The sequence below is a fragment of the Arthrobacter sp. TmtSoilC48 genome (assembly GCF_059739425.1).
In genome coordinates this window covers 4227868-4250863 of the sequence record NZ_AP046049.1, presented here as the reverse complement: position 1 = coordinate 4250863, position 22996 = coordinate 4227868, and the positions used below count along the sequence as shown (strand labels likewise).

Below are 22996 nucleotides of genomic sequence, written 5' to 3'. Positions count from 1 at the left end.
TCAGCGCTTCTCTGCCGTTCGCAGCACGTAGCCCACTCCGCGCTTGGTCTGGATGAGGGCTGCGGCATCGGGGTCGATGTCCACCTTGCGGCGCAGGTAGGAGATGTACGACTCAACGATCGAGGCGTCGCCATTGAAGTCGTATTCCCAAACGTGGTCCAGGATCTGTGCCTTGGAGAGAACGCGGTTGGGGTTCAGCATGAGGTAGCGCAGGAGCTTGAACTCGGTGGGGGACAGCTCAATGACCGTGCCGCCGCGCCGGACCTCGTGGGCGTCGTCGTCGAGTTCGAGATCGTCCACGCGGATCACGGCGTCGTCATCCTCAAGGGGCTGGGTCCGGCGCAGTACGGCGCGGATGCGGGCCACTACTTCGTCAAGGCTGAAGGGCTTGGTGACGTAGTCGTCCCCGCCCACAGTCAGGCCCGTTACCTTGTCCTCGGTGTCGTCCTTCGCCGTGAGGAACAGGACCGGGAAGTGTTTGCCTGCGGCACGGAGCCGACGCGTCACTGTGAAGCCGTCCATGTCGGGCAGCATGACGTCCAGGACCGCGAGGTCGGGGGCGTGGAGGTCGGCGGCGGCCAGGGCTTCGCGCCCATTGGATGCGGCAACGACCTCGAAACCTGCAAACCGCAGGGACGTGGAGAGAAGCTCGCGGATGTTGGGTTCGTCGTCGACGACAAGGAGCTTGGCTTCGGGGCCGTTCTTTTTCATGACACCCATGATGCTCCCAGTTTCTGTGAGTTATCTGGATGCTTGATGTGAGAAGACTGCGCGCCGCTTAGACTCCGAGGGCGAGTCCTGCGCCGAGGGCTCCCATGGTCACAGCGATCCCGCCGTCCAGGATCCGCCAGGACTTGGGCCGCGCGAAGAAGCCGCGCAGGAACCTGGCACCGAAGCCCAGGGAGCAGAACCAGAGGACGCTTCCCAGCATCGCCCCGGCTCCGAACCACCATTGCAAAGAACTGCCTTGGGCACTGGCCAGCGAACCAATAAGCGCGATGTCCAGGTAGACATGCGGGTTTAGCCACGTCAGCGCCAGTACGGTGGTGAGTACAGCGGCGAGGCCACGTTTGGTGTCGCCACCGGTGGACGGCGTATCGGAAGAATCGAGCGCCTGTGGGCGAAGGGCGCGACGCGCAGCAAGAACCCCGTAAGCCACCAGGAATGCCGCGCCGACAAAGCGCAAGATCACGACGGCGGCAGGAGCGGCCGCGATCAGTGCGCCTGTACCAAGCACGCCAGCGGCGATAAGAAGGGCGTCTGAGAGTGCGCATACTGCGACGACCGCACCTACGTGTTTGCCAAGGATTCCTTGTCGCAGCACGAAGGCATTTTGGGCACCGATAGCAACGATGAGGCCAAGACCGGTCGCAAGGCCGAGGCCTGCCGAGTTGAAGAAGTCAGAGAAAGTCACCCTTGAAAACTATGGGGCGAACGAAACTTAGACCAGCTAATGTTTTTCACGTCGCATAAGATCTTCTTATGCCACAGTTTCCTTCTGAGCAGTTGTTGACGTTCGCCACCGTACTTTCGGAAGGCACACTGGATGCGGCAGCGCGCCGGCTGCACATCACGCCGTCGGCCGTGTCCCAACGCTTGAAGGCGCTTGAGCAATCGTCCGGAAGGGTCCTGCTCCAGCGGAGCAATCCCGCGCAGGCCACGGAAGCGGGCGAAGTGGTGCTTCGCCTTGCCCGCCAAGTAGGCCAGCTGGAGGCAGATGCAGGCGTCGAGTTGGGTTTGGGCGCGGACGGTCCGCAGCTGGCTGTGCCGATCGTGGTGAATGCGGACTCGCTTGCGGTCTGGTTCCTGCAAGCACTTGCCCGTGTGCCCAGCGATCTCAACATCACCTTTGACCTGCACCGCGACGACGAACAACACTCCACCTCGATGCTGCGTTCGGGGACCGTCATGGCTGCGGTCACGGCCACTCCGGACCCGGTGCAGGGCTGCCGGGTGGAGAGCCTCGGAGTCATGCGTTACCGGGCAGTGGCAGCTCCGGTCTTTGTGGACCGCTGGTTTGCGGACGGGGTGGACGGAGGCAGGCTCAATACAGCACCGGCCGTGGATTTCGACCGAAAGGACACCTATCAGTGGGCTTTCGTGGAATCGTGGCCGGGTGCTTCAAAGGCACAACAGAAGGGGCCGCGACACTACGTGCCGGCTTCACAGGACTTTGGCGATGCCATTCGCCTGGGCTTGGGCTGGGGATTGATTCCGGAGGTTCAATGCGGGCCGGACATTGCCGACGGGCGCTTGATTGAACTCGCTCCCGCGCGCCCCTTTGATGTTCCGCTCTACTGGCAGCGCTGGAAGACGGCATCAAAAGTGCTCGACGTCGTCAGCTCCATAGTGCGCGAAGTCTCCGCCGAGTACCTTCGAACGCCCTAGCCCGGGACATCCCCAAGGCTTAAGATCTGAACACGCCCACGGATGCTCCTAAAAATGTCAGTGCCCCATTCCAAACTGGAAGCATGGCAAAAGAAGCAGCCCCCATCAGCATTCATCACAATGAAAAAGCCGCGGACGTCGAGTTCCACGTGACGTACCTGGATACAGACTCGGGCCACATTCGGCGCGAGGAATTTCCGGACCTGGCATCGGCCGAGCGCTTCGCCAGCGCACAGCTCCATGACGCCGACTGCTGGGCAGTAGTGGATCACGTTGCCATCCCGCATGCCAGCCGCATGGTGGCCTGAGGACGAACGCTACACCAGCCGTCCTATTCAGGCCGGTTGTGGGAATGGCCACCGTGTACGAAGTCGGATGACACGCCTTCGTACTTCAGCAGCATCATCATTCCCTCTGCAGCATGGTCCAGGTTGTGGCAGTGATCCATCCAGATGCCCGGATTGTCAGCGTGCAGCAGCAGCTCCCATACGTCGCCCGGCAGCACGTCCACGGTGTCAAGCATCAGCGGCGATCCACTTGGGGCCACGCCGTTCCTGCTGAGTACTTGAACGTGGTGTCCGTGGGGATGCATGGGGTGCGGCTCCGCGGTGCGGTTGACGATCGTCACTTTTACGGTGTCCCCTTCGGCCACTTCAATGGATGGCACCAGGGGATAGGCTGCGCCGTTCACCGTAAACGCGTAGCGCGGAATTCCGTCAACAAAGCGGAACTGGCGATCCAACACCAGCACTTCCTCCCGGACATTTTCCGCGGGTGCCGGTGTGCCGACCATAGGTTCACCGTAGTCCAGGAGATCCAGGACGGGCGTCGTCGCAAAGATGCCCGGCTCGGCCTTCTCAGGGACGCCAACCGCCTTCACAGGGATGTCGGCTTCTTTCATTGCGGCGTCAGAGCTGGATGGAGCAACCACGACGACGGCGCTGGCTGCCGAGTCAGAGCGGACCGTCACCGCGGATTCGGGCATCGTGAACGTGACGTCCATCCTTCCCCCGGCTCCCAGCCGCAATAGCTTCCCCTTGACCTCCTGGGGCTGGTTCACCTCCGTTCCGTCCACGGCTGCAACCTTGAACGCCGTTCCATCCAGAAGGTAGCGCTGCGGCAGGGAATCAGTGTTGATGAGGCGCACGCGAACGCTCGAGCCGGGGACGGCCGCGTGCACACTGCTACGGTCTGAGGAGCCCAGCAACCCCAGACCGTCGAGGTCGTGTCCTGCCACCACAATGTCGGTATCCGCGCGAGGCAGTGTGGGGCTGTGCACGACGAATGTGCCGTAGAGGCCCTTGCGGACACCTTCGGCTGAATCTTGGTGCGTGTGGTACCAATACGTGCCGGCCTGCGCCGCAAGGAACCGGTAGGTCATGGACTGCCCGGGCATGACGGCGTCCTGTGTTGCCCCGGCCACGCCGTCCATGGCGTTGGGGACGTCGTAGCCGTGCCAGTGCAGAGTTACGCCAGCGCCCACGTCCTGGTTCCTCAGCTCAACTTCCATGACCTCGCCCAGTTGGGCTTCGATGCCAGGGCCCGGGAGGCTGCCAAAGGTCCATGCATCAGTAGACTCCCCGGAGGGCAGGGTTATGTGTTCGGTGCGGGCAGTGAGTTCGTAGCGCCGGACCACGGCATTGTCAGGGAGGTCGCCCACCAGGCTGGTTACCGGAGTTGGGGCCACCACTGGTGCAGTGGTGACACCTCGGTGATGACCGATTGCGGCTGCAATCACCGCGCCATCAGCGGAACGGCTACCCAACCAGGCAAAGACTCCCGAGCCCAAAGCGGTGCAGGCCATGAGTCCGGCGACTGCAGCAGCCGCCGTCCTGCGCCTGCGAACCATGCGGCCCCGGCCGGGTGAAACGGTGCCGCCGGGCGGAGCGGCAGGAGCGGACGGGCGCGGGAAGTGAGGGACCAGCGCGTGCCTGGCCAGCATCACGGTCCCAGCAACCAGGAACAGGAGAACCACCAGCGTCCAGGGGGCGGGAAATGGGCCGAGGACAAAGGTCAGCGCAAGTGAAGCAATTGCCGAAGCCGCGGCGGACACCATGGCGAGGACAGCCCATTCCTGGGTTCGGCCAGCGCGTCCGGGTAGCTTGCCCGAACGTGGTGGGCCGGTGTTCCGCCTCCTCAGCAAGTACGGAACACCGGCCATCGCGGCCCAAGCCGCGGGGATGGCGGTCAAAGGCAGGCTGATGGTTGTGCGTTCGCTGGCAAACCACCAACTGCCCGCCACCAAAGCGGGGAGCAAGGCATAGCGCGCCGCAGTGGCAACGACGGCCAGGCCCAGCAGAAGAAGCGCCAAGTCGACACCGCGTGGCTTGACTGGCCTCCTGTCAGCTGTTGAAGAAATGGCCATCCAGGCGGCGGCCATCCAGGCGCCGGCGGCGAGGATGGCCAGCACCAAATCGACGGCCAGTAGCTGTGAAATATTCACAGCCGCCGCTCATCACGCCGTAGCGGAAGAGGCGGAAGCATCCGAGGCTGCTGCCTTGGGTGGAAGGGGCTGGGGATTAAGTGCAAGGGCGCGGGCACGCCTGAACAACCAGTAGGACATGAAGATGATCAGCAGCCCCGTGATGGGGTGAATGGAAGCCACCCACGAGCCGGAGGGCGTGATGAAATCCTCCGACGAGCCAGTGAGCATGCCGCCGATAATAAAGATAAACAGTTGCACCCATGTCATTAGGAAGATTCCGGCGGCCAGCCAGATGGTCCGGGATCCGGCCTTGGCAATTGCCGCGACGATCACGGCCAGCAATGCCGAATAACGCAGCACATATTGGCCGTTCATGACGTGATAAACGCCCGCTTCGCGCTGGGCTTCAATAGTGTTTTGGAAATGGAAGTAGCCGGCGAAAAAGAGCTGGGCAAGGCCTGATAGCAGGATGATCGCCGACAGGACCAGGAGGGTTTTACGCATAAGGAGTCCTCTGGTAAAAAATCACAGATTCTTCAAGGCCTTCGAATCGCCGGCACCCTGGCTGCGGGATTCCCCCGTTACCGACGACTGGCCGCCAGGCTGCCTGGACCAAGGGCAACCCTAAAGGGCGGAGAGCTTCACTTGGAATCCTAAAATTGCTGGAGATAAATAGCAATGGCCCGGCGATTATTCCTCTGCGGGGGCGTCTTTACCCACATCCTTGGCGTCCATGATCCGGTAGGCATACCCCTGTTCGGCGAGGAACCGCTGGCGCTTGGCCGCGAAGTCCTGGTCCAAAGTGTCGCGGGCCACAAGGGAGTAGAACCGGGCCGAACGGCCGTCTTGCTTTGGCCTGAGCAGGCGGCCCAGTCGTTGCGCCTCCTCCTGCCGGGACCCGAATGAACCCGAAACCTGGATGGCGACTGAAGCCTCCGGAAGGTCGATGGAGAAGTTGGCCACTTTGGACACCACGAGAGTCTGGATCTCGCCTTTACGGAAGGCATCAAAGAGTTTCTGCCGGGCTTTGACGCTGGTTTCCCCCTTGATCAACGGAGCATCCAGCCGCTCGGCGATCTCGTCCAGTTGGTCTATGTACTGGCCGATGACCAGCAGTTGCTCGCCCTTGTGCGCCGCCACGAGCTGCTCCACCAGTCGGGTCTTTGTCTCGGAGGTTGCGCACAGCCGGTATTTGTCGGCGTCATCGGCCATGGCGTAGGCCACCCGCTCGTCGCGGGGTAAATCGACGCGGACTTCAACGCAATCCGCCGGTGCGATGTAGCCCTGCGCTTCGATGTCCTTCCATGGAGCGTCGTAGCGCTTGGGCCCAATCAGGCTGAAGACTTCACCCTCCCTGCCATCCTCGCGCACCAGTGTGGCCGTCAGTCCGAGCCTTCGCCGGGCCTGCAGGTCCGCCGTCATTCGGAAGATCGGGGCGGGCAACAAGTGCACCTCGTCATAGATGATCAGGCCCCAGTCATGACCGTCCACGAGTTCAAGGTGCGGGTAAAGTCCACCGCGCTTGGTAGTGAGTACCTGGTAGGTGGCGATGGTGACGGGCCTGACTTCCTTGACCGCACCCGAATATTCGCCGATCTCATCTTCGGTCAAGGACGTCCGCTTGAGCAGTTCGTCCTTCCACTGCCGTGCCGAAACCGTGTTGGTGACCAGGATCAGCGTTGTAGTGGAGGACGTCGCCATGGCGGCCGCGCCCACCAAGGTCTTTCCCGCACCACAAGGAAGAACGACGACGCCGCTGCCGCCGGCCCAGAAGTTCTCCGTGGCCAACTTTTGGTAAGGGCGCAACTGCCAGCCTGTTTCATCGAGCATGATCAGGTGCGGCTGCCCGTTGACGTATCCGGCAAGGTCTTCGGCCGGCCATCCCAACTTGAGGAGCAACTGCTTGAGCTGGCCTCGCTGCGAGGAATGAACCACCACAGTCTCGCCATCGATCCTGGGCCCAAGGAGCGGGGAGATCTTCTTGGCGCGGATGACTTCCTCCAGTACGGGGTAGTCGTCAGTGCGCATCACCAAACCATGCTGTGGATCCTTTTCGAGGCGAAGCCTGCCATAGCGGGACATGGTCTCTTCGATATCGATCAACAATGCATGCGGGACCGGGAAGCGGGAGTACTTCAGCAGCGTATCCAACACCTGCTCGGCGTCGAGTCCGGCGGCCCGGGCGTTCCACAGCCCAAGAGGCGTCAGCCGGTAGCTGTGCATGTGCTCGGGAGCGCGCTCCAGTTCAGCAAATGCCGCAATGGCGTGCCTGGCTTCCGTGGCGAGCTCGTGGTCGACTTCCAACAGAATGGTTTTGTCGCTTTGTACGATCAGTGGACCGTCGGTCACTCTTGCATCCTCACTTGTGCAGCTCTCCTGCTGGTTCTACATCGATGATCCGGTGGATGGACAGTACACGCTCAGTTTCCTTGCCGGGATCGAAGACCCGCACGCGGCCACCGGAGACGGAGACAGGGACCACTGTTTCGATGTTCGCATTGCCCAGGCTGTCCACCACGTTCATGGTGACCGCCTGTTTGAGGCGGATGGCCTTCTGCAGCGTTTCCAGGCCGAGCTGTGTGGAAGCTTCGCCTGTCGCATCAGCCGGGACGCCACGGTGCTGCCGCAAGACCGAAAGCTGGGCTTCGACGTCGTCGTCCGGTGGGGCCGTCCGCGGTGCCGTATAGACCGGACGCGCGCTGCCCGGCACTGCCGCTGTCCGTTTAAAGCGGACGACGGCGGGTTCCGCGTCCTGGACGGCAGGCGAAAGTCCCAGCTCGCGCAGCACACGTGCAGTCTCCTTGGGGCTGGCAGAGGACGTCAGCACGGTCGGAGCGATCCGAACCAGGCTCAGTGCAGACGTGCGGGCCTCCTGCAACAGGTCAGTGATGGCGGATTCGTCGTCGCTTTGGATGAAGCTGGCACTGGAACCGATTCGCAAACGTCCGTGTCGGGATGCTGTGTCCTGCACCAGGTACTCGAGCGGTTGCGGTACGTCCGTGGCTGAATGCTCCCGGAGGAACGTCAACAGCGATTCCGCATCCTGGCCGGCGTCGAGGGCCCTGCGGATGGTTGCCGTGGAAAAACGGTAGATTGACGCGGGGCCCTGGCCCTCGGCGTCGGCCATGAGCAGCAGCGTTTCGCTGAGTTCGGGCGCGAGATAACCGGGTGCCACGGCAGTGAGGTCCGCCTGCAGGAGGATGTGGTTGACCGCGGCTGGCAGGTGTTCACCGAGGAGGGTCATTGCCTCCTCCGGATGGCCGAGCGCGATGGCAGACCCCAACTGTGTGAAGGCCCCGGAGCCCATCAAGCCCAACAAAGTGGCTTCTTCCAGGATCCCCCTCACCAGGGAGCTGAACCGGCGGGACATGCGGGGCTGCGTCCATTCCGCGCGTTGCAGCACCGCGCGCGCGTCAAGGACAGGTGCTTTGCCATCCGGAGCGGCCGCCTCAGCGGTCAGTTCATTGAGGATCTCCAGGATCCTGCGCCGGACCACTGGAGCGTCGGGCCTTTGAGCCTCGGCGGACAATGCATTGATGGTGCTGCCGGCGGAACCTGGATGGGATGGCGAACCGGACGTCGACCCCGGGAGGGGCTGGCCCACCATCGAAGGTGCCCGCTCGCTGGCCAACCAGGCGTTCACCAGCCAGAGCCACTGTTCCTGTCGCGGCAGGGAAAGCCATTCCAACGACGGCGGCTGGATCCACGTGGAACTGTCAACGTCCAGCCGCAGAAGGCCGGCCAGTGCGCAGAACTCCAGCAGGAGGGCAGTTTCGTGGACGCCGCACCGGATGGATTCTGCAAGTCGCCGCAGCTCACGCACGCCTACGCCGCCGCTCCGGAGGGTTGCCAATGGCTGCTCACGAACCGCGAACAGCACCTCGCTGGTGAGCCGTAGTGTCTCGGCGATGGCGCCCATCGCGGCGTTGCGTCGGAGGGCAGCACTCGTGTGGCCCAGTTCCGGAACCGGAGGGGTCAGGGTGAAGTCGTCAATGATCGCACCACCGCGCAGTGCTATGCCGACACTGTGCGGCAATTCGACGTGGCCGGCGTCCAATGGAACCAACAGGCCGCGGGCCAGCAGCCAGTCAACAGGCCCGACGTCGGCGCTTTCGTGGGTTACGGAGGCCCGGCGTTGAGCTTGGGGGACCGCGCCCATGGCCCAACTGCCGAACTTGTCCAGTAAGCCGACGGTCCTTTCGGGCGCAGTGGCCAGAATGGCGCGCACATTCTCTGCACTTGACGTCCAGCGTTGCAGGGACAAGGCTGCGTCCATTGGCGTGCTGGCGGGGTGGATGTCCAGGCCGCACTGATGGAGCTCGGCTACGAGCTGGACCACGCGTTGGGCGAAAGCCGGCTGCAACCTGACCAGCTCTGTGTAGCTTCGGCCCAGGCCGGCCGGATAGATGCCGATCACGTCCTTCAGGCTTCCAACTGGAAGGTAGAACCGTTGCCGGGAACTCGGTTGTGAGTTTGCTGCCGCAGGAGGATCGGCCCGGTGGATAAGCGCCAACTCCTGAAGCTTTGCGAGAATCGGTTCCAGTGCAGACAGCGTGGAACCAGCAATGACCTTCTTGAGCCCGGCAGCGGAAACACTGTGCCCGGTATCGGCATTCGTGCACAGATGAAGCGTTTCCAAAACCTGCATTTCGGGCTTCGTCAGCCGCTCCAACGCCCGTTGCACGCTGACCCGCGCACTTGCCCGGGCTGCCAAGGCAGCGAAGTCCGGGGCCATGGGAGAAATCAGGTCGGGTCGCGCGGCAAACAAGGCCCGCAGCGAATTGTCGCTGCGCGCTTCCAGTTCCTTGCTGAGCGCGCGAATGAGGGACATCAATCCAACGTTACCGCCACCGGGCCGCTCGTGCGTGGCCAGGGCAAAGCTGCCCCGGTTGATTTGCTATTGACGGTGCTTCATTCGCTACTGCCGGCGCCGTTGACGGATGGCGTCCAACACCAGGACCACTGCAAGCATGAAGGCAACCGGCAGCCCATAGAGGGCGGTGGACGTGATCCACACCGGCGCAACTCCACTGTTAAAGGCGATGGCCATGACCGCGCCCACTGCGGCCAAGGACAGGACGGCGATCATGGCGGCAACGATCATGAGGGGGCGGCGGTAACCCGGGGAAGTCATGCGCCTAACGCTAGCAGCAGGGCCACACGGACCAGGCCCATGGGCAAAGGCACCGCAAGCGTGAAGCAAAGGCGCCGCAAAGCGGCGGCAAAGCATGAATAGGTGGTCCGGCAGGATAACCTTGAAGTAACAGACCAACACGGACCGTGCTGTCTCCCTCGATCCCGCAAATCCCTGCGGATGCGGTGGCGGCACGACGTGTCTCCACAGCAAGAACGAAGAAGGTTGATTACGTGCCCACCGGCAAGGTCAAGTGGTATGACAAGGAAAAAGGCTTCGGATTCCTCGCGGCTGAGGACGGCCAGGAGGTATTCCTGCCCAAGACGTCACTGCCCGCAGGCGTAACCGAGCTCAAAGCCGGTACGCGTGTGGAATTTGGCGTGGCAGATGGCCGTCGCGGTGCCCAGGCATTGGGCCTTCGGGTCCTGGACAAGACGCCCTCCATCGCCAAGGCCAAGCGGATGAACGCCAAAGACCTGGCGCCGTTGGTGCAGGACCTCGTGACCGTGCTGGATAACCTGTCCGGTACTTTGTCTTCCGGCAAGTACCCCGAAGGCAACAAGGCCAAGGCCATCGGTATGGCTCTGCGCAAGGTTGCCGACGAGCTGGAAGCCTAGGAACCGCCATGACTTCGGAATCCGCACAGGACACACAGGCCGGAAGGGACGCACAGGCCAGCCCTGGGGCCGTCACTTCTGCCGCCGACGTCCCTGTCACCGGGGGGAATCCTGTCAACGGGCAAGCCCCTGAAAACAGCGACACCCCTGCGCGGAAGCCGGTCGCAGCGAAGCCGCGGGCAGGCATCCCGGTGTGGCGCACTGGCAAGCCGGATGCGTTCCTGGCCGCCGCCGTCGACGTCGCGCGGGAAGCGGTGGAGACTATCGCGAACCCGGGCGAGGTAGGTGCCCACGTAGGCGCAAAGTCCGAGGGCGACCGCGTGGTCACGCACTTGTTCGAGTCCAAGCTTGCCGGATACGGCGGGTGGCAGTGGTATGCCGTGATCACGCGCAATTCCCGGTCGAAGATCGTCACAGTCAGCGAGCTGGGGCTCCTGCCCTCCGAGGATTCCATCCTTGCCCCGGAATGGGTCCCGTGGGCAAAGCGTGTCCGCCCGGAAGACGAGACACCCTTGGTGGAGGAGACGGTGGAGGAAGTGTCCGAGGAAGCCGTGCAGGCCGAGGAAGACGCTGCCGCCGAAGCCGCCGATCCTGACGCGGTGGATAACGACGACGATGACGACGACGTCGCCCGCCTGGGCGATTAACGGCAGCGGCGCCGTCCGGGAAGAACCCTGACGACGCCGTTTCCTGCCTTGCGCGGAATTCCGCGACAGTTACTTCTTCAGTTTATTTCTTGAGTTCGCCCACGACGTAGTCGATGCTGGCGAGCAGGGCCGAGATGTCGTCCGGTTCGATAGCGACGAACGTGGCAATGCGAAGCTGGTTTCGTCCAAGCTTGCGGTACGGCTCGGTGTCCACGACGCCGTTGGCCCGCAGGATCTTGGCGATTGCCGCGGCGTCGATGGAGTCATCGAAGTCGATCGTGGCGATGACGTTGGAGCGGTCCTCAGCCTTCGCGACGAACGGTGTTGCGTACTCGGACGCCTCGGCCCAGGAGTAAATGCGGCTGGCAGAGTCTGCCGTGCGCTTGCTGGCGAAGTCCAGTCCACCATTGCTGTTGAGCCACTGCACCTGCGCATCCAAAGTCACCAGCGTGGACAGTGAAGGTGTGTTGTACGTCTGGTTCAGTTTGGAGTTGTCGATAGCGGTCTGCAGGTCCAGGAAGTCCGGAATCCAGCGGTCGCTGGCCTTGATCCGGGCCGCGCGCTCCAACGCTGCCGGGGAGAACAGGCCCAGCCACAGGCCACCGTCAGAGGCGAAGTTCTTCTGCGGGGCGAAGTAGTAGACATCCGATTCGGCGACGTCGACGTCCAGCCCGCCGGCGGCTGAAGTGGCGTCCACCAGGACGAGCGAACCGTCATCGGCGCCTTCGACGCGCTTTACAGGGGCTGCAACACCGGTTGAAGTCTCGTTCTGGGGCCAGGCATAGACGTCAACCCCGGCCTCCGCCTGGGAGACCGGCCGCGTGCCGGGCTCGGACGTGATGATGGAGGATGCATCCAGGAAGGGGGCTTTGTTGGTGGCCGCGGCAAACTTGGAACCGAATTCACCGAAGGAAAGGTGCTGGGCCTTTTTCTCAACGAGCCCAAAAGCTGCTACATCCCAGAAAGCAGTGGAACCGCCGACGCCGAGGACAACCTCGTAGCCCTCGGGTGCACGGAAGAACTGGCTGAGTCCTTCGCGGACCGAACCCACCAGGTTCTTGACCGGCGCCTGACGGTGGGACGTGCCAAGAATGGTGGTCGATGCGGCAGACAGGGCCTGGACCTGTTCCGGGCGGACCTTGGACGGTCCCGCGCCGAATCGTCCGTCCTTGGGCAGCAGGTCGGCGGGAATAGTGATGCTGTTGTCGCTCACGTGTGGCTCCAATGGGTATCGGTTAGAGAGGGGGAGGTGGGCAGGTGGCATCGGCTGCCCCTTCGACTCCCTCATTCTGCCTGACCGGACCCAGCGTCAGGAATCTGCGGGTGTCATAGTCCGCCACGTGGAATGCCGGATCACCACAGGCATTTCGACCCAGGGAAAAATTATCCAGAGTAATTCCAAATAAGCTAGGCTTGGATTGACGTTCCGGAGGTGTCGGTTGCACACCGTCCACCTTGGCTGGGACGCGGTACGGTGGAGATTACGCAAGAAATGCGTTCGAGGAGAGCTGAGCTGGATGACGGATCTGATCGATACCACTGAGATGTATCTTCGGACCATTTTGGAGCTTGAAGAAGAGAACATCGTGGCTCTTCGCGCACGCATCGCGGAGCGTCTGCGGCACTCGGGTCCCACGGTTTCCCAGACCATTGGACGCATGGAGCGTGACGGCCTGGTGATTGTGTCCAACGACCGCCACCTGGAGCTGACCGAAGTCGGGCGCAAGCGGGCCACCGAGGTCATGCGGAAGCACCGCCTTGCCGAGAGGCTCCTGGCGGACGTCATTGGTCTGGACTGGGCGTACGTTCATGACGAAGCATGTCGCTGGGAACACGTCATGAGCGAACGGGTGGAACGGCGGCTCTATGAGTTGTTGCAGCACCCCACAGAGTCACCATATGGCAACCCTATTCCGGGCTTGGAAGCCCTTGGCGGCCTCGCCAACCAGCCTCTTTCCCGCCTGGACGTGAACCTGCTGCATGCGATGGACGGGTACGCTGCCGATTCGCGTGTAGTGGTCAGCCGGCTTGCTGAACCCATCCAGGTTGAGCCCGAGCTCCTCACCCAGCTCGATGAAGGCGGAATTCGTCCTGGCGCAACCGTCTCCTTGGAACGGGTGGGGGAGTACATCTCCGTCCGCGTTCCGGGCATTGAAGGAGCACTGGAGCTGCCTCCCGAGGTCGCTGCGCACGTCTTCGTCGCCGTCAGCTGACTCTGACTTGCCCTGACCACGGGAGTGTCGGATCTCACTTTGTGGTGGTTGGCGCGCGTATGACCTGCGGCTTTCCGCGACTGATGATATGGAGCACCCGCAACACGGTCGTTTTGGAAAGATAACGAATTTATTACTGCGGGCTTTAATCACCTATAGTTATCTACTAGCGCCGATACCAAAGCGTTACCTGATCTGGAGCCGAGCTCTGCCAGCAGATCAGGTGTGTCATCAACTACTGGCAGAGGCGGGGGAACCACAAGCGGCTGCCTAAAGAAGCAGCCTTGGGGTGAAGTCCGCAGCAGAAGTGCCTACTAACGCAAGTCCTTCCGGGGATACCTGTGTGCCGTTTGCGCTTCGTGCGGACCGGGTCTTTGAACTCTCTGACCCGAATCCGACAGCTAACTTCGCAGGCTTTCCAGAGAGGAACAGAGTTTGACATCGCAGAACGTCAGGGGCCGTCGCCGTGCGTCCGGCCCCACTGCTGAGCTGCGGCCAGCCCGCGCCGCAATGGAGATCCGGCCACGCGACACCCCGCGTCAGGTGCGCCGCCGTAAGAGCCCGTTGCGCCAGGTAGCCGACTTCGCGTCAGCCAGTGGTGTAGGGCAGAAGGCCGGTGTCGCGCTTGCAGCCACCGGACTTGCCCTGACTGTAGGTCTGCCTGCCACAAGCCCCGTCATGGCCACGTCGGAATCGGGCCAGACCGAGGCGGCGCTCTCCGTGCCCGGTGGCAGCCAGCCCGAAGTTTCTGCAGCAGCCTCTGCCAAAATCGATTTCAGTCGTGCCGCAGTGGCCACCGCCGCTGACCCGGACGGCAAGCTCAAGCAGCTGTTGAGCGCCCAGTCAGCGGGGAGCATTCAGCGTGCTTCCTCACTTGGCACCTTGGGAAGTCCTCTGGACAAGCTGGTCACGGCATCGCCGTTTGGCTACCGCGTCAGCCCCCTTACCGGCGGCACCGGTGACTTCCACCGTGGCCAGGACTTCGTGGCCCAGTGCGGAACCGCCGTCCACGCCGCCGCTGCAGGCAAGGTCACGTTCGCCGGGTGGCATGAGTACGGCGGAGGCAATCGCGTTGTGATTGATCACGGCAACGGCCTTGAGACCACGTACAACCACCTGTCGTCCTTCAACGTCAAGGTGGGGCAGACTGTCAGCCGCGGCGATACCGTCGCGCTGAGTGGCACCACAGGAGCATCTACCGGCTGCCACCTCCACTTCGAGGTCCAGGTAAACGGCGAAGTCGTAGATCCCATGGGCTGGCTCTGAGCAATTTGATGGTTGTCTCTCGCATCCATGACACGCCCCGTGACCTGAATGTGACATTCACGAACATCTGTTGTACCGTCTAAAGCGCATCGGCTTTTTAGGGGGCCGGTGCACTTGAGTGGATTGCCTAGCTCTGCCACCACTCGAGGTCCGTTCGCAAAAATCGTCTGGCAGGGGCGGGGGAACCAATTTTGGTCTTCGAGTCAGAAGACCTTGGGGTTAAGTCGCAGAAGCTTCCTTGAAGCCGCGCGGCCGGATGACTCCCATCCGAATCCGACAGCTCACCTCGCAGGCATTGGGAGAGGCTACCTTCGTGTCATCACGCACTACCCCTGCGCGCCATCGCGCCGAATTGGTTCGCACGAACCCGTTGAACACCCTTTCCAAGGCTGTCTCAACCAATGCAGGCACCGTAGGCCGCCAAGCCGCCGTTCTGGCCGCAGCCTCGGGGCTCGTTCTCAGTGTTGGACTCCCGGCCCAGGCCGCTGACACCGACGTTTCGAAGTCGGAATCTTCCAGCACCCAGCAGTTGGTCGCCACCGCAGTTGTTACCGCGGAGCCCACCGCAACGGTTTCCTTCGAAAGCCCCGTTGTGGTCACCAAGGAAGCTCCCAAGGTTCAGCGGGCCTCCCAGCGCACGTCGACCGAAGACCAAGCGAACAGCACCCTCGGTGCCCTGTCCTCCAAGGCCAAGGATGCTGCTTCAAGCGCGGCAGCCTCCGGACTTGCAGCAATTGCCTACACCGGCATCGGCCACCCCTACGTTTGGGGCGGCACTTCCCCCAACGGCTGGGACTGCTCCGGATTTACCCAGTGGGTTTACGCCCAGGCCGGCATCAGCATCCCCCGCGTCAATGCCTGGACGATCATGACCCCCACCAGCACCCCTGCCCCTGGCGACCTCGTCGTTCAGAACGGCGGAGCCCACGTGGGCATCTACGTCGGCAACGGCATGATGATCAGCGCTTTGAACCCCAGCCAGGGCACGCTCCTGCACTCCGTGGCCTCCACCGGCACATCCTCGTTCTACACCCTCCGCTAGGAAATCCCATTCGGGGTAAGCCAGCATGCCCCCCAAGTGCTGGCAGCCCATAACCCGCGTGCGGTCCCAGCGTGCGCGGCTACGAAAAGAGAGTAATCATGACCAGTGCAAACAAGGTTGCACGGCATAGAGCTGAGGCCCCCAAGACCAGCTCACTTGCCGTCATTGCCAAGGCTGTCAGCGACAACGCCGGTGGCGTTGGCCGTCAGGCAGCAGTGATCGCAGCTGCGTCGGGCCTTGTCCTGACCAGCGGAGTTGCTGCCAATGCTGCGGACACCAACGTTCAGCGGGAATCTACGTCTGCTTCCACCCTTGACGTGCAGTCGGTTGCCCAGGCCACCATTGCTGCTGATTCCAGCGTTGCCATCTCCTATGAGCGCCCTGTGGTCAAGACTGAGGAAGCCCCGGCTCCCGTCGTCCAGAAGGCGACCGCCAAGGAAGCTCCGGCTGCCGGTGGCACCGCAACTTTGGCGGTCAACGCTGACGCGTCCGCAGCCAAGGCGCCCGCTGCATCCAGCGGCCTCGGTGCAGCTATCGCTGCAGCGGCCTACGCACAGCTCGGCGTCACACAGGACTGCACCATGCTGGTGACCAACTCGCTGGCCGCGGTCGGTATTCACTTCCACGACTGGCCGGCCGGCTACCTCTCCCTCGGCCGCACGGTCAGTGCAGCTGAAGCCCAGCCTGGCGATCTCGCTTACTACGCCAACGGCGGCTATGGCGGAATGGCACACATCGCTGTTTACGTCGGCAACGGCATGGCAGTCCACGGTGGATGGAACGGATCCACCACGGCACTGTTCAGCGTGAACGTTGGCTCCGGCCCCGTTTTCATCCGCGTCAACGGCTGATCACTTACTTCACGGAACACCCCGCAGGCTCAGGTCGGCGGGGTGTTCTGCTTTAATCACCGGTTTTCGTGGCAGCCAGAGAAGCGGGCTGCCGACACCCAAATCCGGGGGGGCGCAAGTCCGATTCCGTGGCCTCAGGGAATGTGCGCGTCCTCTGCAAGGTGTCCCGCGCATGAATTTTCGCCAACACCACAGCCGAAACGACAGAAAAATTCGTTGATACGGCATACAAGTGCTTACCCTTGTGTTGTCGATCCACAGCCCGTACAAGCAGAGGGCAGCCGGCCCTCGTGCCCCTGACGGGTGCGGCCGTGAAGAGGTACGTGCATGCGCACACTCGTTCTGAATGCTGGATATGAACCGCTGGCGGTAGTAACCTTCCGCCGGGCGCTGGTCCTTGTGCTGACTGGAAAAGCTAGCGTAGTGGCCGAAGGCGACGAGCCTGTCGTCGGGCCACAGGAGATTCTCGGACGACCATCCGTGATCCTTCTTAATCGCTACATCCGGCCCCGGTACAACAGGATCACCGCCGTGAGCCGCCGCGGGGTACTCCGCCGCGACGGCCATCGCTGCGCCTACTGCGGGAAAACAGCCCACACCATAGACCACGTCCACCCCAAATCCAGGGGCGGCGCGGATTCCTGGGAAAACCTGGTTGCGGCGTGTTTGAAATGCAACAACGCCAAGAGTGACCACACGCTCGCCGAGATGGGTTGGAAACTTCGTTTCAAACCCGGCGTGCCCACAGGAACCATGTGGCAGATCAAAGAACTCGAGAAACCTGCGCCGGACTGGGACCCGTTCCTGTTGCCGGAATCCGCCGCCTGATCGATTTCTGTTGCCCTCCCGCCGTCCGGGTACTCTGGGCGGATGGAGTTCAACGCTGTGATTCTGGCGGGTGGCAGGGCCACCCGCCTCGGTGGCGTGCCCAAGCCCGGATTGACGTTCGACGGCGCCAGCCTCCTTTCGCATGCCCTGCAGGCCGCACGAGGAGCCTCCGCTGTGGTTGTGGTTGGTCCGGACACCTCTGGTATCGGCGGTGTCCTGCCTGATGGAGTTCTTAGTGCCCGGGAGGAGCCGGCCTTTGCTGGCCCTGCCGCTGCGATTGCTGCCGGTCTGGCGGCCCTTCATGAGGCGGCGGCTCTTCGGCAGGCAGTCAACCCAGCGCCATGGACGCTCGTCCTGGCTTGCGACATGCCGCACGCCGCCAGGGGCATTGCGCCCCTGTGGGAAGAACTGCGTGCGCACCCCGAAGCGGAGGGCGCCATGGCCGTTTCAGCCGATGGCCGGCAACAGCCTCTCCTGGGGGTTTACAGCACCCGGGCTTTGGAAAGGGAAGTTTCCGCAGCTTCTGCAACTTCGGGGTTAACGAACTCTTCAGTGTTCCGGCTGCTTGCTAGGCTGAACCTGCTGGCCGTTACTGTTCCCGATGGGTCTACCGATGATGTGGACACATGGGAGGACGCTGCGGCCCTGGGCATACACAACGAGCAGGAGGCGGACATGAAGAGCCAGGAAGAGACGCTCGAGGACTGGTGCCGCACACTGTTGCAGGCCTTTGAGCTTGAGGGCGTTGAAGTGGATATCAATGAAGTCCTCGCAGTGGCAGGAGTTGCCGCCCACTCCGTGGTGCGGCCTGCCGCGCCCCTGACTACGTTCATCGCCGGTTACGCTGCTGGTATGGCCAGGGGGATCGGCCAGGCGGCGGACGACACCGCCATGAGCGCCGCCCTTGACCTGGCCCGCCAGGTTGCCAAGCAATACCTGGAGCCCGGGACTGAGGCGGAATGACCGAGGCCCCCGGACAGGGCCACCACGCGGCACACACATGGCATGAGGCCCGGCAGCGCGCCTTCGACGTCGCTGCTCCGATCCCGCCAAGCCCGGTGCCACTGAAGGCCGCCTTGGGAAGGACGCTTGCCTCGGACGCGGTCGCCGTACAGGACATGCCGCACTACGCGTCCTCCGCCATGGACGGCTGGGCCGTCAACGGAACAGGTCCTTGGATTCTTGTTGAGCCCGGACACAGGCTTGCTCCCCACCAGGCCAGTCCCATCGTTACCGGGGGACTCATTCCGCCAGGCGCGAAGGCTGTTTTGCGCACCGAGAGCGGGGTCATTACCACCGACGACGACGGCCTTCCAATCCTTGCGCTTGGCGGGGCAGCGAAGCCGGGGGAGCCCCGCAATGGCCAGCACATCCGCAAGGCTGCCGAAGAAGCTGCAGAAGGGGACGTGCTGCTCAAAGCCGGAACCATCCTCAATCCTGCGCACATCGCCTTGGCTGCCCTGGCCGGCCTGGATGAGCTGGAGGTCCTGGGGAAACCCTTGGTTCGGTTCCTCCTGACGGGCTCGGAAGTTGTGACGCAGGGCGTTCCCGTACCGGGCAAGGTCCGCGATACCTTCGGACCCCAGCTTGGCGCCGTCGTCGAACTCTTGGGTGGCATTCCAGGGGAGCAACTTAAGGTAGGCGACAACTACGACGACTGGCTTGCGGCTTTGCAGGACACCGAGCCTGAACCTGCAGAACCATATGCCACAGCGGAGCCGCCGGCCGACGTCGTTATTACTACGGGCGGGACCGGACGCTCGGGGACGGACCATTTCAGGAGAGCCGTGGCTGAACTGGGTGGCCGGCTGCTGATCGATGGCATTGCCATGCGTCCGGGGCACCCTGCCGTATTGGCGGAGCTTCCGGACGGACGCTTCGTGCTGGGCCTGCCCGGGAATCCGCTTGCCGCCATGATGGCGCTCTTCACGGTTGGCGGGCCGCTGCTCGCAGCGCTCGGCCACAGGAACCTGGAGGACGTTGGTGAGGTTCCCAGCGGTGCGATGATCGACGCCGATCCTGGACGGACGCGCCTGATGCCTTTCAAACTGGTCTACGGATTGGCATCGCCCGCGCAGCACGCAGGTCCTGGAATGATGCGCGGGCTGGCAGGAGCGGATGGCGTCCTGGTGGTCCCGCCACACGGTGTCCAGATGGGGGAGCTGGTCCCCGCCTTTCCCTTGCCTTGGGGCAAACCCCTGCCCATGCCCAAAGCGGGTGAAGGGAAACGAAAGGCGCCGGCCCGGCAACAAAAGAAGGCCCCTTCCGGTCCCGTTGACTGGAGCGCGCTGGAATCCTGAAGGTCCCCGGATGGACGCAGGTGGTAACGGGGTGCCCGGGCTTGCAATGATGGACCCATGAACAGGCATGCTCCCGAACAGGACATCAATGAAGATGACCTGCAAATCCACCCGCCCAAGAAAGCTGCGGCAGGCCTCAAGGCTGTCACTGTCGCCCTTGAAAGGGGCTACTCCCAGGCAGGAGTAGCCCGCACGGTCCGCTCCATGCTCAGGGTTAACCAGCATGACGGCTTTGATTGCCCGGGCTGCGCCTGGCCGGAATCCATCACGGGACGCCGGAGTCCCGCTGAATTCTGCGAGAACGGCGCCAAGGCAATCGCTGAGGAAAGCACCACGCGGACGGTGGGGGCCGAATTCTGGGCAGCACATTCCATCGCAGATCTTGAAGACAAGACCGAATACTGGTTGGGAAGCCAAGGACGGATCGCCGAGCCCGTAGTCCTCAAACCGGGGGATACCCACTATTCCCCGATCAGTTGGACTGATGCCTTTGCCTTGATCGGGGAGCATATCAATGCCACCACGCCCGATCGCTGTGTTTTCTACACCTCCGGCCGGACGGCCAATGAGACCGCGTTCATGTACCAGTTGTTTGCCCGCAGCCTGGGCACCAACAACCTGCCGGACTGCTCCAACATGTGCCATGAGTCCTCGGGCAGCGCGCTGAACCCGACCATCGGAATCGGCAAGGGAACTGTTTCGCTGGAAGACATCCACCACGCTGAACTGGTGTTCGTGGTGGGCCAGAATCCCGGGACCAACCATCCCCGCATGCTGTCCGCGTTGCGTGACTGCAAGAACAACGGCGGAAAGATCGTTGCCGTGAACCCGCTTCCGGAAGCGGGACTGCTGAACTTCAAGGACCCCCAGTCCCTCAACGGCGTGATCGGGGGCGGCACTACTATCGCCGATGAGTTCCTCAAGATCAAGGTCGGTGGCGACCTCGCTCTGTTCCAGGCGCTGGGCCACTTGCTCCTGGAGGAAGAGAAGCGGAACCCGGGGACGGTGGTCGATAAGTCATTTATCGGAAAGCAGACCGAGGGCTTCGAAGCGTACGCGAAGGCACGGTCCCAGCTGGACTGGGATGAGACTGAGCGCGCAACCGGCTTGTCGCGCGGGGAAATCGTCACTGTGGCGGGGCTGATGGCCAAGTCCAAGGCAACCATTATTTGCTGGGCGCTTGGCTTGACCCAGCAGCCGCACTCCGTGGATACGCTGAAGGAGATCATCAACCTGCTCCTGCTCCAAGGCAACTTCGGTAAGCGTGGAGCCGGCGCGTGCCCTGTGCGTGGCCACTCGAACGTCCAGGGTGACCGCACCATGGGTATCTGGGAGAAGCCACGCGAACCCTTCCTTGCCGCGCTGGACAAGGAGTTTGGATTCCGGATGCCCCGCGAGCATGGATATGACTCCGTGGAGACCCAGCACGCCCTGGAAAAGGGGGAGGTGGATGTCTTCGTTTCCATGGGCGGAAACTTTGCTGCAGCCGGTTCTGACACATCAGCATTGGAAGCCGGGCTCAAAACAGCCGGCCTGACTGTCCACATCTCAACCAAACCGAACCGGGCCCACGTGGTGCACGGAAAGACATCCCTGATCCTGCCCACGCTTGGACGCACGGACACGGACGACAAACACCCCAAGGGCAAGCAGTTCCTCTCCGTAGAGGATTCGATGTCGGTCATCCACAAGACGCAGGGCAGGCTGGCTCCGATCTCGGAGCACCTCCTGAGCGAACCCGTCATCGTGGCCCGCATGGCGCAAGCGACACTCGGGGATGACCACGGCGTTGACTGGCGCGCCATGGCTGAGGACTATGACGTGATCCGGGACCACATCTCACGCGTTATTCCGGGGTTCGAGGACTTCAACGCCAGGGTCCGCACGAAGAACGGTTTTGTCCTCCCGAACCCGCCACGGGATACCCGTACCTTCGCCACTGACATCGGCAAAGCACGGTTCACGGTTAGTCCGCTTGAGTATCTTCAAGCTCCAGAGGGCCACTTGATCCTGCAGACGGTTCGTAGCCACGACCAGTACAACACCACGTTCTATGGCCTTGACGACCGCTACCGCGGAGTCTCGGACGCCCGCAGGGTGATCCTGGTCCATGAGGAAGACCTCGCTGGCCTGGGTTTCAAAGACCGTGACCTGGTGGATGTCATTTCCACGTTTGCCGGCACGGAGCGGCGGGCCAACAAGTTCCGGCTGATCGCATACCCCACAGCCAAGGGCTGCGCGGCCGCATACTTCCCGGAAGCCAACGCCCTGGTGCACCGCGAGCTTGTGGCCCGCGAATCGAACACGCCCGGCTACAAGGCCATGACTGTGCGGTTCGTAAAACACCCAGAGGAGAACGGATCCTGACATGGGACGTGTGACCCAGCGCCGAAAGCTGCATAAGTTCGTTCTTGACGGATCGCCCCAGGCCCTGGAACACCCTGTCCGGTACAAAGAAGACGTCCTCGCGGTCGAGGAGCCCCTGGAGATCCGCCTCGGCGATATGTCGTTCTCGGTGACCATGCGGACCCCCGGAGACGACTTCGACCTGGTGGCGGGGTTCCTTGTTTCCGAGGGCATCATCTGGGAGCCGGGGCAACTCGTTTCCGAACGTTTCTGCGCAGGGGAGGACGAGAACGGCGTACAGACCTTCAATGTCGTGGACGCACAGCTGCGACCCGACGTCGAACGTCCGGATACGGGCCGTAACGTCTACACTTCAAGCTCCTGCGGCATTTGCGGCACCGACTCGATCGACGCCGTCCGGAAGTCCTCGCGGCACAGTCCTGCGGACGACGACGTGACCATCCCCGTAAAAGCGCTGGCTGCCCTCCCGGACCGGTTGCGTGAGGCGCAGGCGGTCTTCGCCAAAACAGGCGGCGTCCATGCCGCGGGCCTTTTCAGGGTTCACGACGACGGTACTTCCGAGCTGTTGTGCCTGCGGGAAGACGTTGGCCGCCACAACGCCGTGGACAAAGTGGTGGGTTGGGCTTTGCGGGCAGGCAAGCTGCCGCTGAAAGGAACAGTTCTTCAAGTATCCGGCCGGGCGTCGTTCGAGCTCGTCCAGAAGGCTGCCATGGCGGGCATTCCCGTCCTTGCAGCGGTCAGTGCTCCATCGAGCCTGGCGGCCGAGCTCGCGGACGAAACGGGGATCACGTTGGTGGGCTTCAGCCGCAGTACCAGCCTGAATGTGTACGCGGGGAGGGACAGGATCGTAGGGGTGGAGGCCGGCTGAGGCCCCATTCGTTGCGGATAGTCCTCGATCACTTGGCTATTGAGCTGGAA

21 protein-coding genes and 2 riboswitches are annotated in these 22996 nt (G+C 62.7%); of the genes, 13 read left to right on the top strand and 8 right to left on the bottom strand.

Annotated elements, in window-relative coordinates:
- Together AC6I97_RS19555 and AC6I97_RS19550 are read right to left on the bottom strand one after the other, a co-directional pair.
- On the bottom strand, positions 1–711 hold the full coding sequence (locus AC6I97_RS19555) for a response regulator transcription factor (RefSeq protein ID WP_026543233.1): 711 nt from the start codon (positions 709–711) through the stop codon (positions 1–3).
- A 67-nt stretch (positions 712–778) separates the two neighbouring features.
- Positions 779–1414, bottom strand: a complete 636-nt coding sequence (locus tag AC6I97_RS19550) for a LysE/ArgO family amino acid transporter (RefSeq protein ID WP_224093663.1) — start codon at positions 1412–1414, stop codon at positions 779–781.
- Positions 1415–1482: 68 nt separating this feature from the next.
- Here AC6I97_RS19550 and AC6I97_RS19545 point away from each other — a divergent pair, with 68 nt between their 5' ends.
- Together AC6I97_RS19545 and AC6I97_RS19540 are read left to right on the top strand one after the other, a co-directional pair.
- On the top strand, positions 1483–2388 hold the full coding sequence (locus AC6I97_RS19545; RefSeq protein ID WP_497946188.1) for a LysR family transcriptional regulator ArgP: 906 nt from the start codon (positions 1483–1485) through the stop codon (positions 2386–2388).
- Positions 2389–2471: 83 nt separating this feature from the next.
- Entirely contained in the window at positions 2472–2696 is a 225-nt protein-coding gene (locus tag AC6I97_RS19540; RefSeq protein ID WP_224093669.1) for a hypothetical protein, read from the top strand.
- Between the two features lie 23 nt (positions 2697–2719).
- On the opposite strand, the gene AC6I97_RS19535 is transcribed toward AC6I97_RS19540, so the two are convergent.
- The 5 genes from AC6I97_RS19535 to AC6I97_RS19515 all read right to left on the bottom strand — a co-directional run bounded on the left by AC6I97_RS19535 (position 2720) and on the right by AC6I97_RS19515 (position 9947).
- Positions 2720–4831: a multicopper oxidase family protein gene (locus tag AC6I97_RS19535; protein ID WP_497946184.1), complete on the bottom strand. Its 2112-nt coding sequence runs from the start codon at positions 4829–4831 to the stop codon at positions 2720–2722.
- 12 nt (positions 4832–4843) lie between these two features.
- Complete coding sequence (locus tag AC6I97_RS19530) at positions 4844–5317, bottom strand: hypothetical protein (RefSeq protein ID WP_224166558.1); 474 nt, start codon at positions 5315–5317, stop codon at positions 4844–4846.
- 186 nt (positions 5318–5503) lie between these two features.
- Positions 5504–7162 carry a DNA repair helicase XPB gene (locus AC6I97_RS19525; protein ID WP_224093677.1) on the bottom strand — a complete coding sequence of 553 codons (1659 nt, stop codon included), beginning with the start codon at positions 7160–7162 and terminating at the stop codon, positions 5504–5506.
- A gap of 10 nt (positions 7163–7172) precedes the next feature.
- Positions 7173–9644 carry a helicase-associated domain-containing protein gene (locus AC6I97_RS19520; RefSeq protein WP_497946177.1) on the bottom strand — a complete coding sequence of 824 codons (2472 nt, stop codon included), beginning with the start codon at positions 9642–9644 and terminating at the stop codon, positions 7173–7175.
- An 87-nt stretch (positions 9645–9731) separates the two neighbouring features.
- Positions 9732–9947 (bottom strand): hypothetical protein, encoded by a 216-nt coding sequence (locus tag AC6I97_RS19515; protein WP_224093684.1) that lies wholly within the window; start codon positions 9945–9947, stop codon positions 9732–9734.
- A 233-nt stretch (positions 9948–10180) separates the two neighbouring features.
- Here AC6I97_RS19515 and AC6I97_RS19510 point away from each other — a divergent pair, with 233 nt between their 5' ends.
- Together AC6I97_RS19510 and AC6I97_RS19505 are read left to right on the top strand one after the other, a co-directional pair.
- Positions 10181–10564, top strand: coding sequence for a cold-shock protein (locus AC6I97_RS19510; RefSeq protein ID WP_216926040.1), 384 nt, complete (start codon positions 10181–10183; stop codon positions 10562–10564).
- Between the two features lie 8 nt (positions 10565–10572).
- The gene (locus tag AC6I97_RS19505; protein ID WP_224166560.1) at positions 10573–11211 is read left to right on the top strand and encodes a DUF3027 domain-containing protein; all 639 of its coding nucleotides are present in this window, start codon (positions 10573–10575) and stop codon (positions 11209–11211) included.
- 82 nt (positions 11212–11293) lie between these two features.
- On the opposite strand, the gene serC is transcribed toward AC6I97_RS19505, so the two are convergent.
- Positions 11294–12424 carry a phosphoserine transaminase gene (gene serC, locus AC6I97_RS19500; protein WP_497946173.1) on the bottom strand — a complete coding sequence of 377 codons (1131 nt, stop codon included), beginning with the start codon at positions 12422–12424 and terminating at the stop codon, positions 11294–11296.
- A gap of 304 nt (positions 12425–12728) precedes the next feature.
- Between serC and AC6I97_RS19495 the strand changes: the two genes are divergently transcribed.
- From AC6I97_RS19495 to fdhD, 9 genes are all read left to right on the top strand, one after another.
- Positions 12729–13424, top strand: coding sequence for an iron-dependent transcriptional repressor DtxR (locus tag AC6I97_RS19495; protein ID WP_497946171.1), 696 nt, complete (start codon positions 12729–12731; stop codon positions 13422–13424).
- Positions 13425–13623: 199 nt separating this feature from the next.
- A riboswitch (cyclic di-AMP (ydaO/yuaA leader) is annotated at positions 13624–13853 on the top strand.
- A 6-nt stretch (positions 13854–13859) separates the two neighbouring features.
- Positions 13860–14690 carry a M23 family metallopeptidase gene (locus AC6I97_RS19490; RefSeq protein ID WP_224093692.1) on the top strand — a complete coding sequence of 277 codons (831 nt, stop codon included), beginning with the start codon at positions 13860–13862 and terminating at the stop codon, positions 14688–14690.
- Positions 14691–14835: 145 nt separating this feature from the next.
- Positions 14836–14999: riboswitch (cyclic di-AMP (ydaO/yuaA leader) on the top strand.
- A gap of 4 nt (positions 15000–15003) precedes the next feature.
- Positions 15004–15732 carry a C40 family peptidase gene (locus AC6I97_RS19485; RefSeq protein ID WP_263422282.1) on the top strand — a complete coding sequence of 243 codons (729 nt, stop codon included), beginning with the start codon at positions 15004–15006 and terminating at the stop codon, positions 15730–15732.
- Between the two features lie 98 nt (positions 15733–15830).
- Positions 15831–16583, top strand: a complete 753-nt coding sequence (locus AC6I97_RS19480) for an NlpC/P60 family protein (protein WP_224093696.1) — start codon at positions 15831–15833, stop codon at positions 16581–16583.
- A 327-nt stretch (positions 16584–16910) separates the two neighbouring features.
- A complete protein-coding gene (locus AC6I97_RS19475; RefSeq protein WP_216926047.1) occupies positions 16911–17411 on the top strand; it encodes an HNH endonuclease in 501 nt (166 codons plus the stop codon).
- Positions 17412–17453: 42 nt separating this feature from the next.
- Complete coding sequence (locus AC6I97_RS19470) at positions 17454–18374, top strand: NTP transferase domain-containing protein (protein ID WP_497946159.1); 921 nt, start codon at positions 17454–17456, stop codon at positions 18372–18374.
- On the top strand, positions 18371–19711 hold the full coding sequence (locus tag AC6I97_RS19465) for a molybdopterin molybdotransferase MoeA (protein WP_497946158.1): 1341 nt from the start codon (positions 18371–18373) through the stop codon (positions 19709–19711). Before AC6I97_RS19470 ends, AC6I97_RS19465 begins: the two co-directional genes overlap by 4 nt.
- 57 nt (positions 19712–19768) lie before the next feature.
- Positions 19769–22078, top strand: coding sequence for an FdhF/YdeP family oxidoreductase (locus AC6I97_RS19460; protein WP_497946156.1), 2310 nt, complete (start codon positions 19769–19771; stop codon positions 22076–22078).
- 1 nt (position 22079) lies between these two features.
- On the top strand, positions 22080–22946 hold the full coding sequence (gene fdhD / locus AC6I97_RS19455; protein WP_224093708.1) for a formate dehydrogenase accessory sulfurtransferase FdhD: 867 nt from the start codon (positions 22080–22082) through the stop codon (positions 22944–22946).
- The last annotated feature ends 50 nt before the right edge of the window (positions 22947–22996 follow it).

Excerpts from the sequence above, each read along its gene's own strand:
- AC6I97_RS19555 (WP_026543233.1), bottom strand. The coding sequence starts at position 711 with ATGAAAAAGAACGGCCCCGAAGCCAAGCTCCTTGTCGTCGACGACGAA.
- AC6I97_RS19545 (WP_497946188.1), top strand. The coding sequence starts at position 1,483 with ATGCCACAGTTTCCTTCTGAGCAGTTGTTGACGTTCGCCACCGTACTT.
- AC6I97_RS19540 (WP_224093669.1), top strand. The coding sequence starts at position 2,472 with ATGGCAAAAGAAGCAGCCCCCATCAGCATTCATCACAATGAAAAAGCC.
- AC6I97_RS19530 (WP_224166558.1), bottom strand. The coding sequence starts at position 5,317 with ATGCGTAAAACCCTCCTGGTCCTGTCGGCGATCATCCTGCTATCAGGC.
- AC6I97_RS19520 (WP_497946177.1), bottom strand. The coding sequence starts at position 9,644 with ATGTCCCTCATTCGCGCGCTCAGCAAGGAACTGGAAGCGCGCAGCGAC.
- AC6I97_RS19515 (WP_224093684.1), bottom strand. The coding sequence starts at position 9,947 with ATGACTTCCCCGGGTTACCGCCGCCCCCTCATGATCGTTGCCGCCATG.
- AC6I97_RS19505 (WP_224166560.1), top strand. The coding sequence starts at position 10,573 with ATGACTTCGGAATCCGCACAGGACACACAGGCCGGAAGGGACGCACAG.
- AC6I97_RS19495 (WP_497946171.1), top strand. The coding sequence starts at position 12,729 with ATGACGGATCTGATCGATACCACTGAGATGTATCTTCGGACCATTTTG.
- AC6I97_RS19480 (WP_224093696.1), top strand. The coding sequence starts at position 15,831 with ATGACCAGTGCAAACAAGGTTGCACGGCATAGAGCTGAGGCCCCCAAG.
- AC6I97_RS19475 (WP_216926047.1), top strand. The coding sequence starts at position 16,911 with ATGCGCACACTCGTTCTGAATGCTGGATATGAACCGCTGGCGGTAGTA.
- AC6I97_RS19470 (WP_497946159.1), top strand. The coding sequence starts at position 17,454 with ATGGAGTTCAACGCTGTGATTCTGGCGGGTGGCAGGGCCACCCGCCTC.
- AC6I97_RS19465 (WP_497946158.1), top strand. The coding sequence starts at position 18,371 with ATGACCGAGGCCCCCGGACAGGGCCACCACGCGGCACACACATGGCAT.
- AC6I97_RS19460 (WP_497946156.1), top strand. The coding sequence starts at position 19,769 with ATGAACAGGCATGCTCCCGAACAGGACATCAATGAAGATGACCTGCAA.
- fdhD (WP_224093708.1), top strand. The coding sequence starts at position 22,080 with ATGGGACGTGTGACCCAGCGCCGAAAGCTGCATAAGTTCGTTCTTGAC.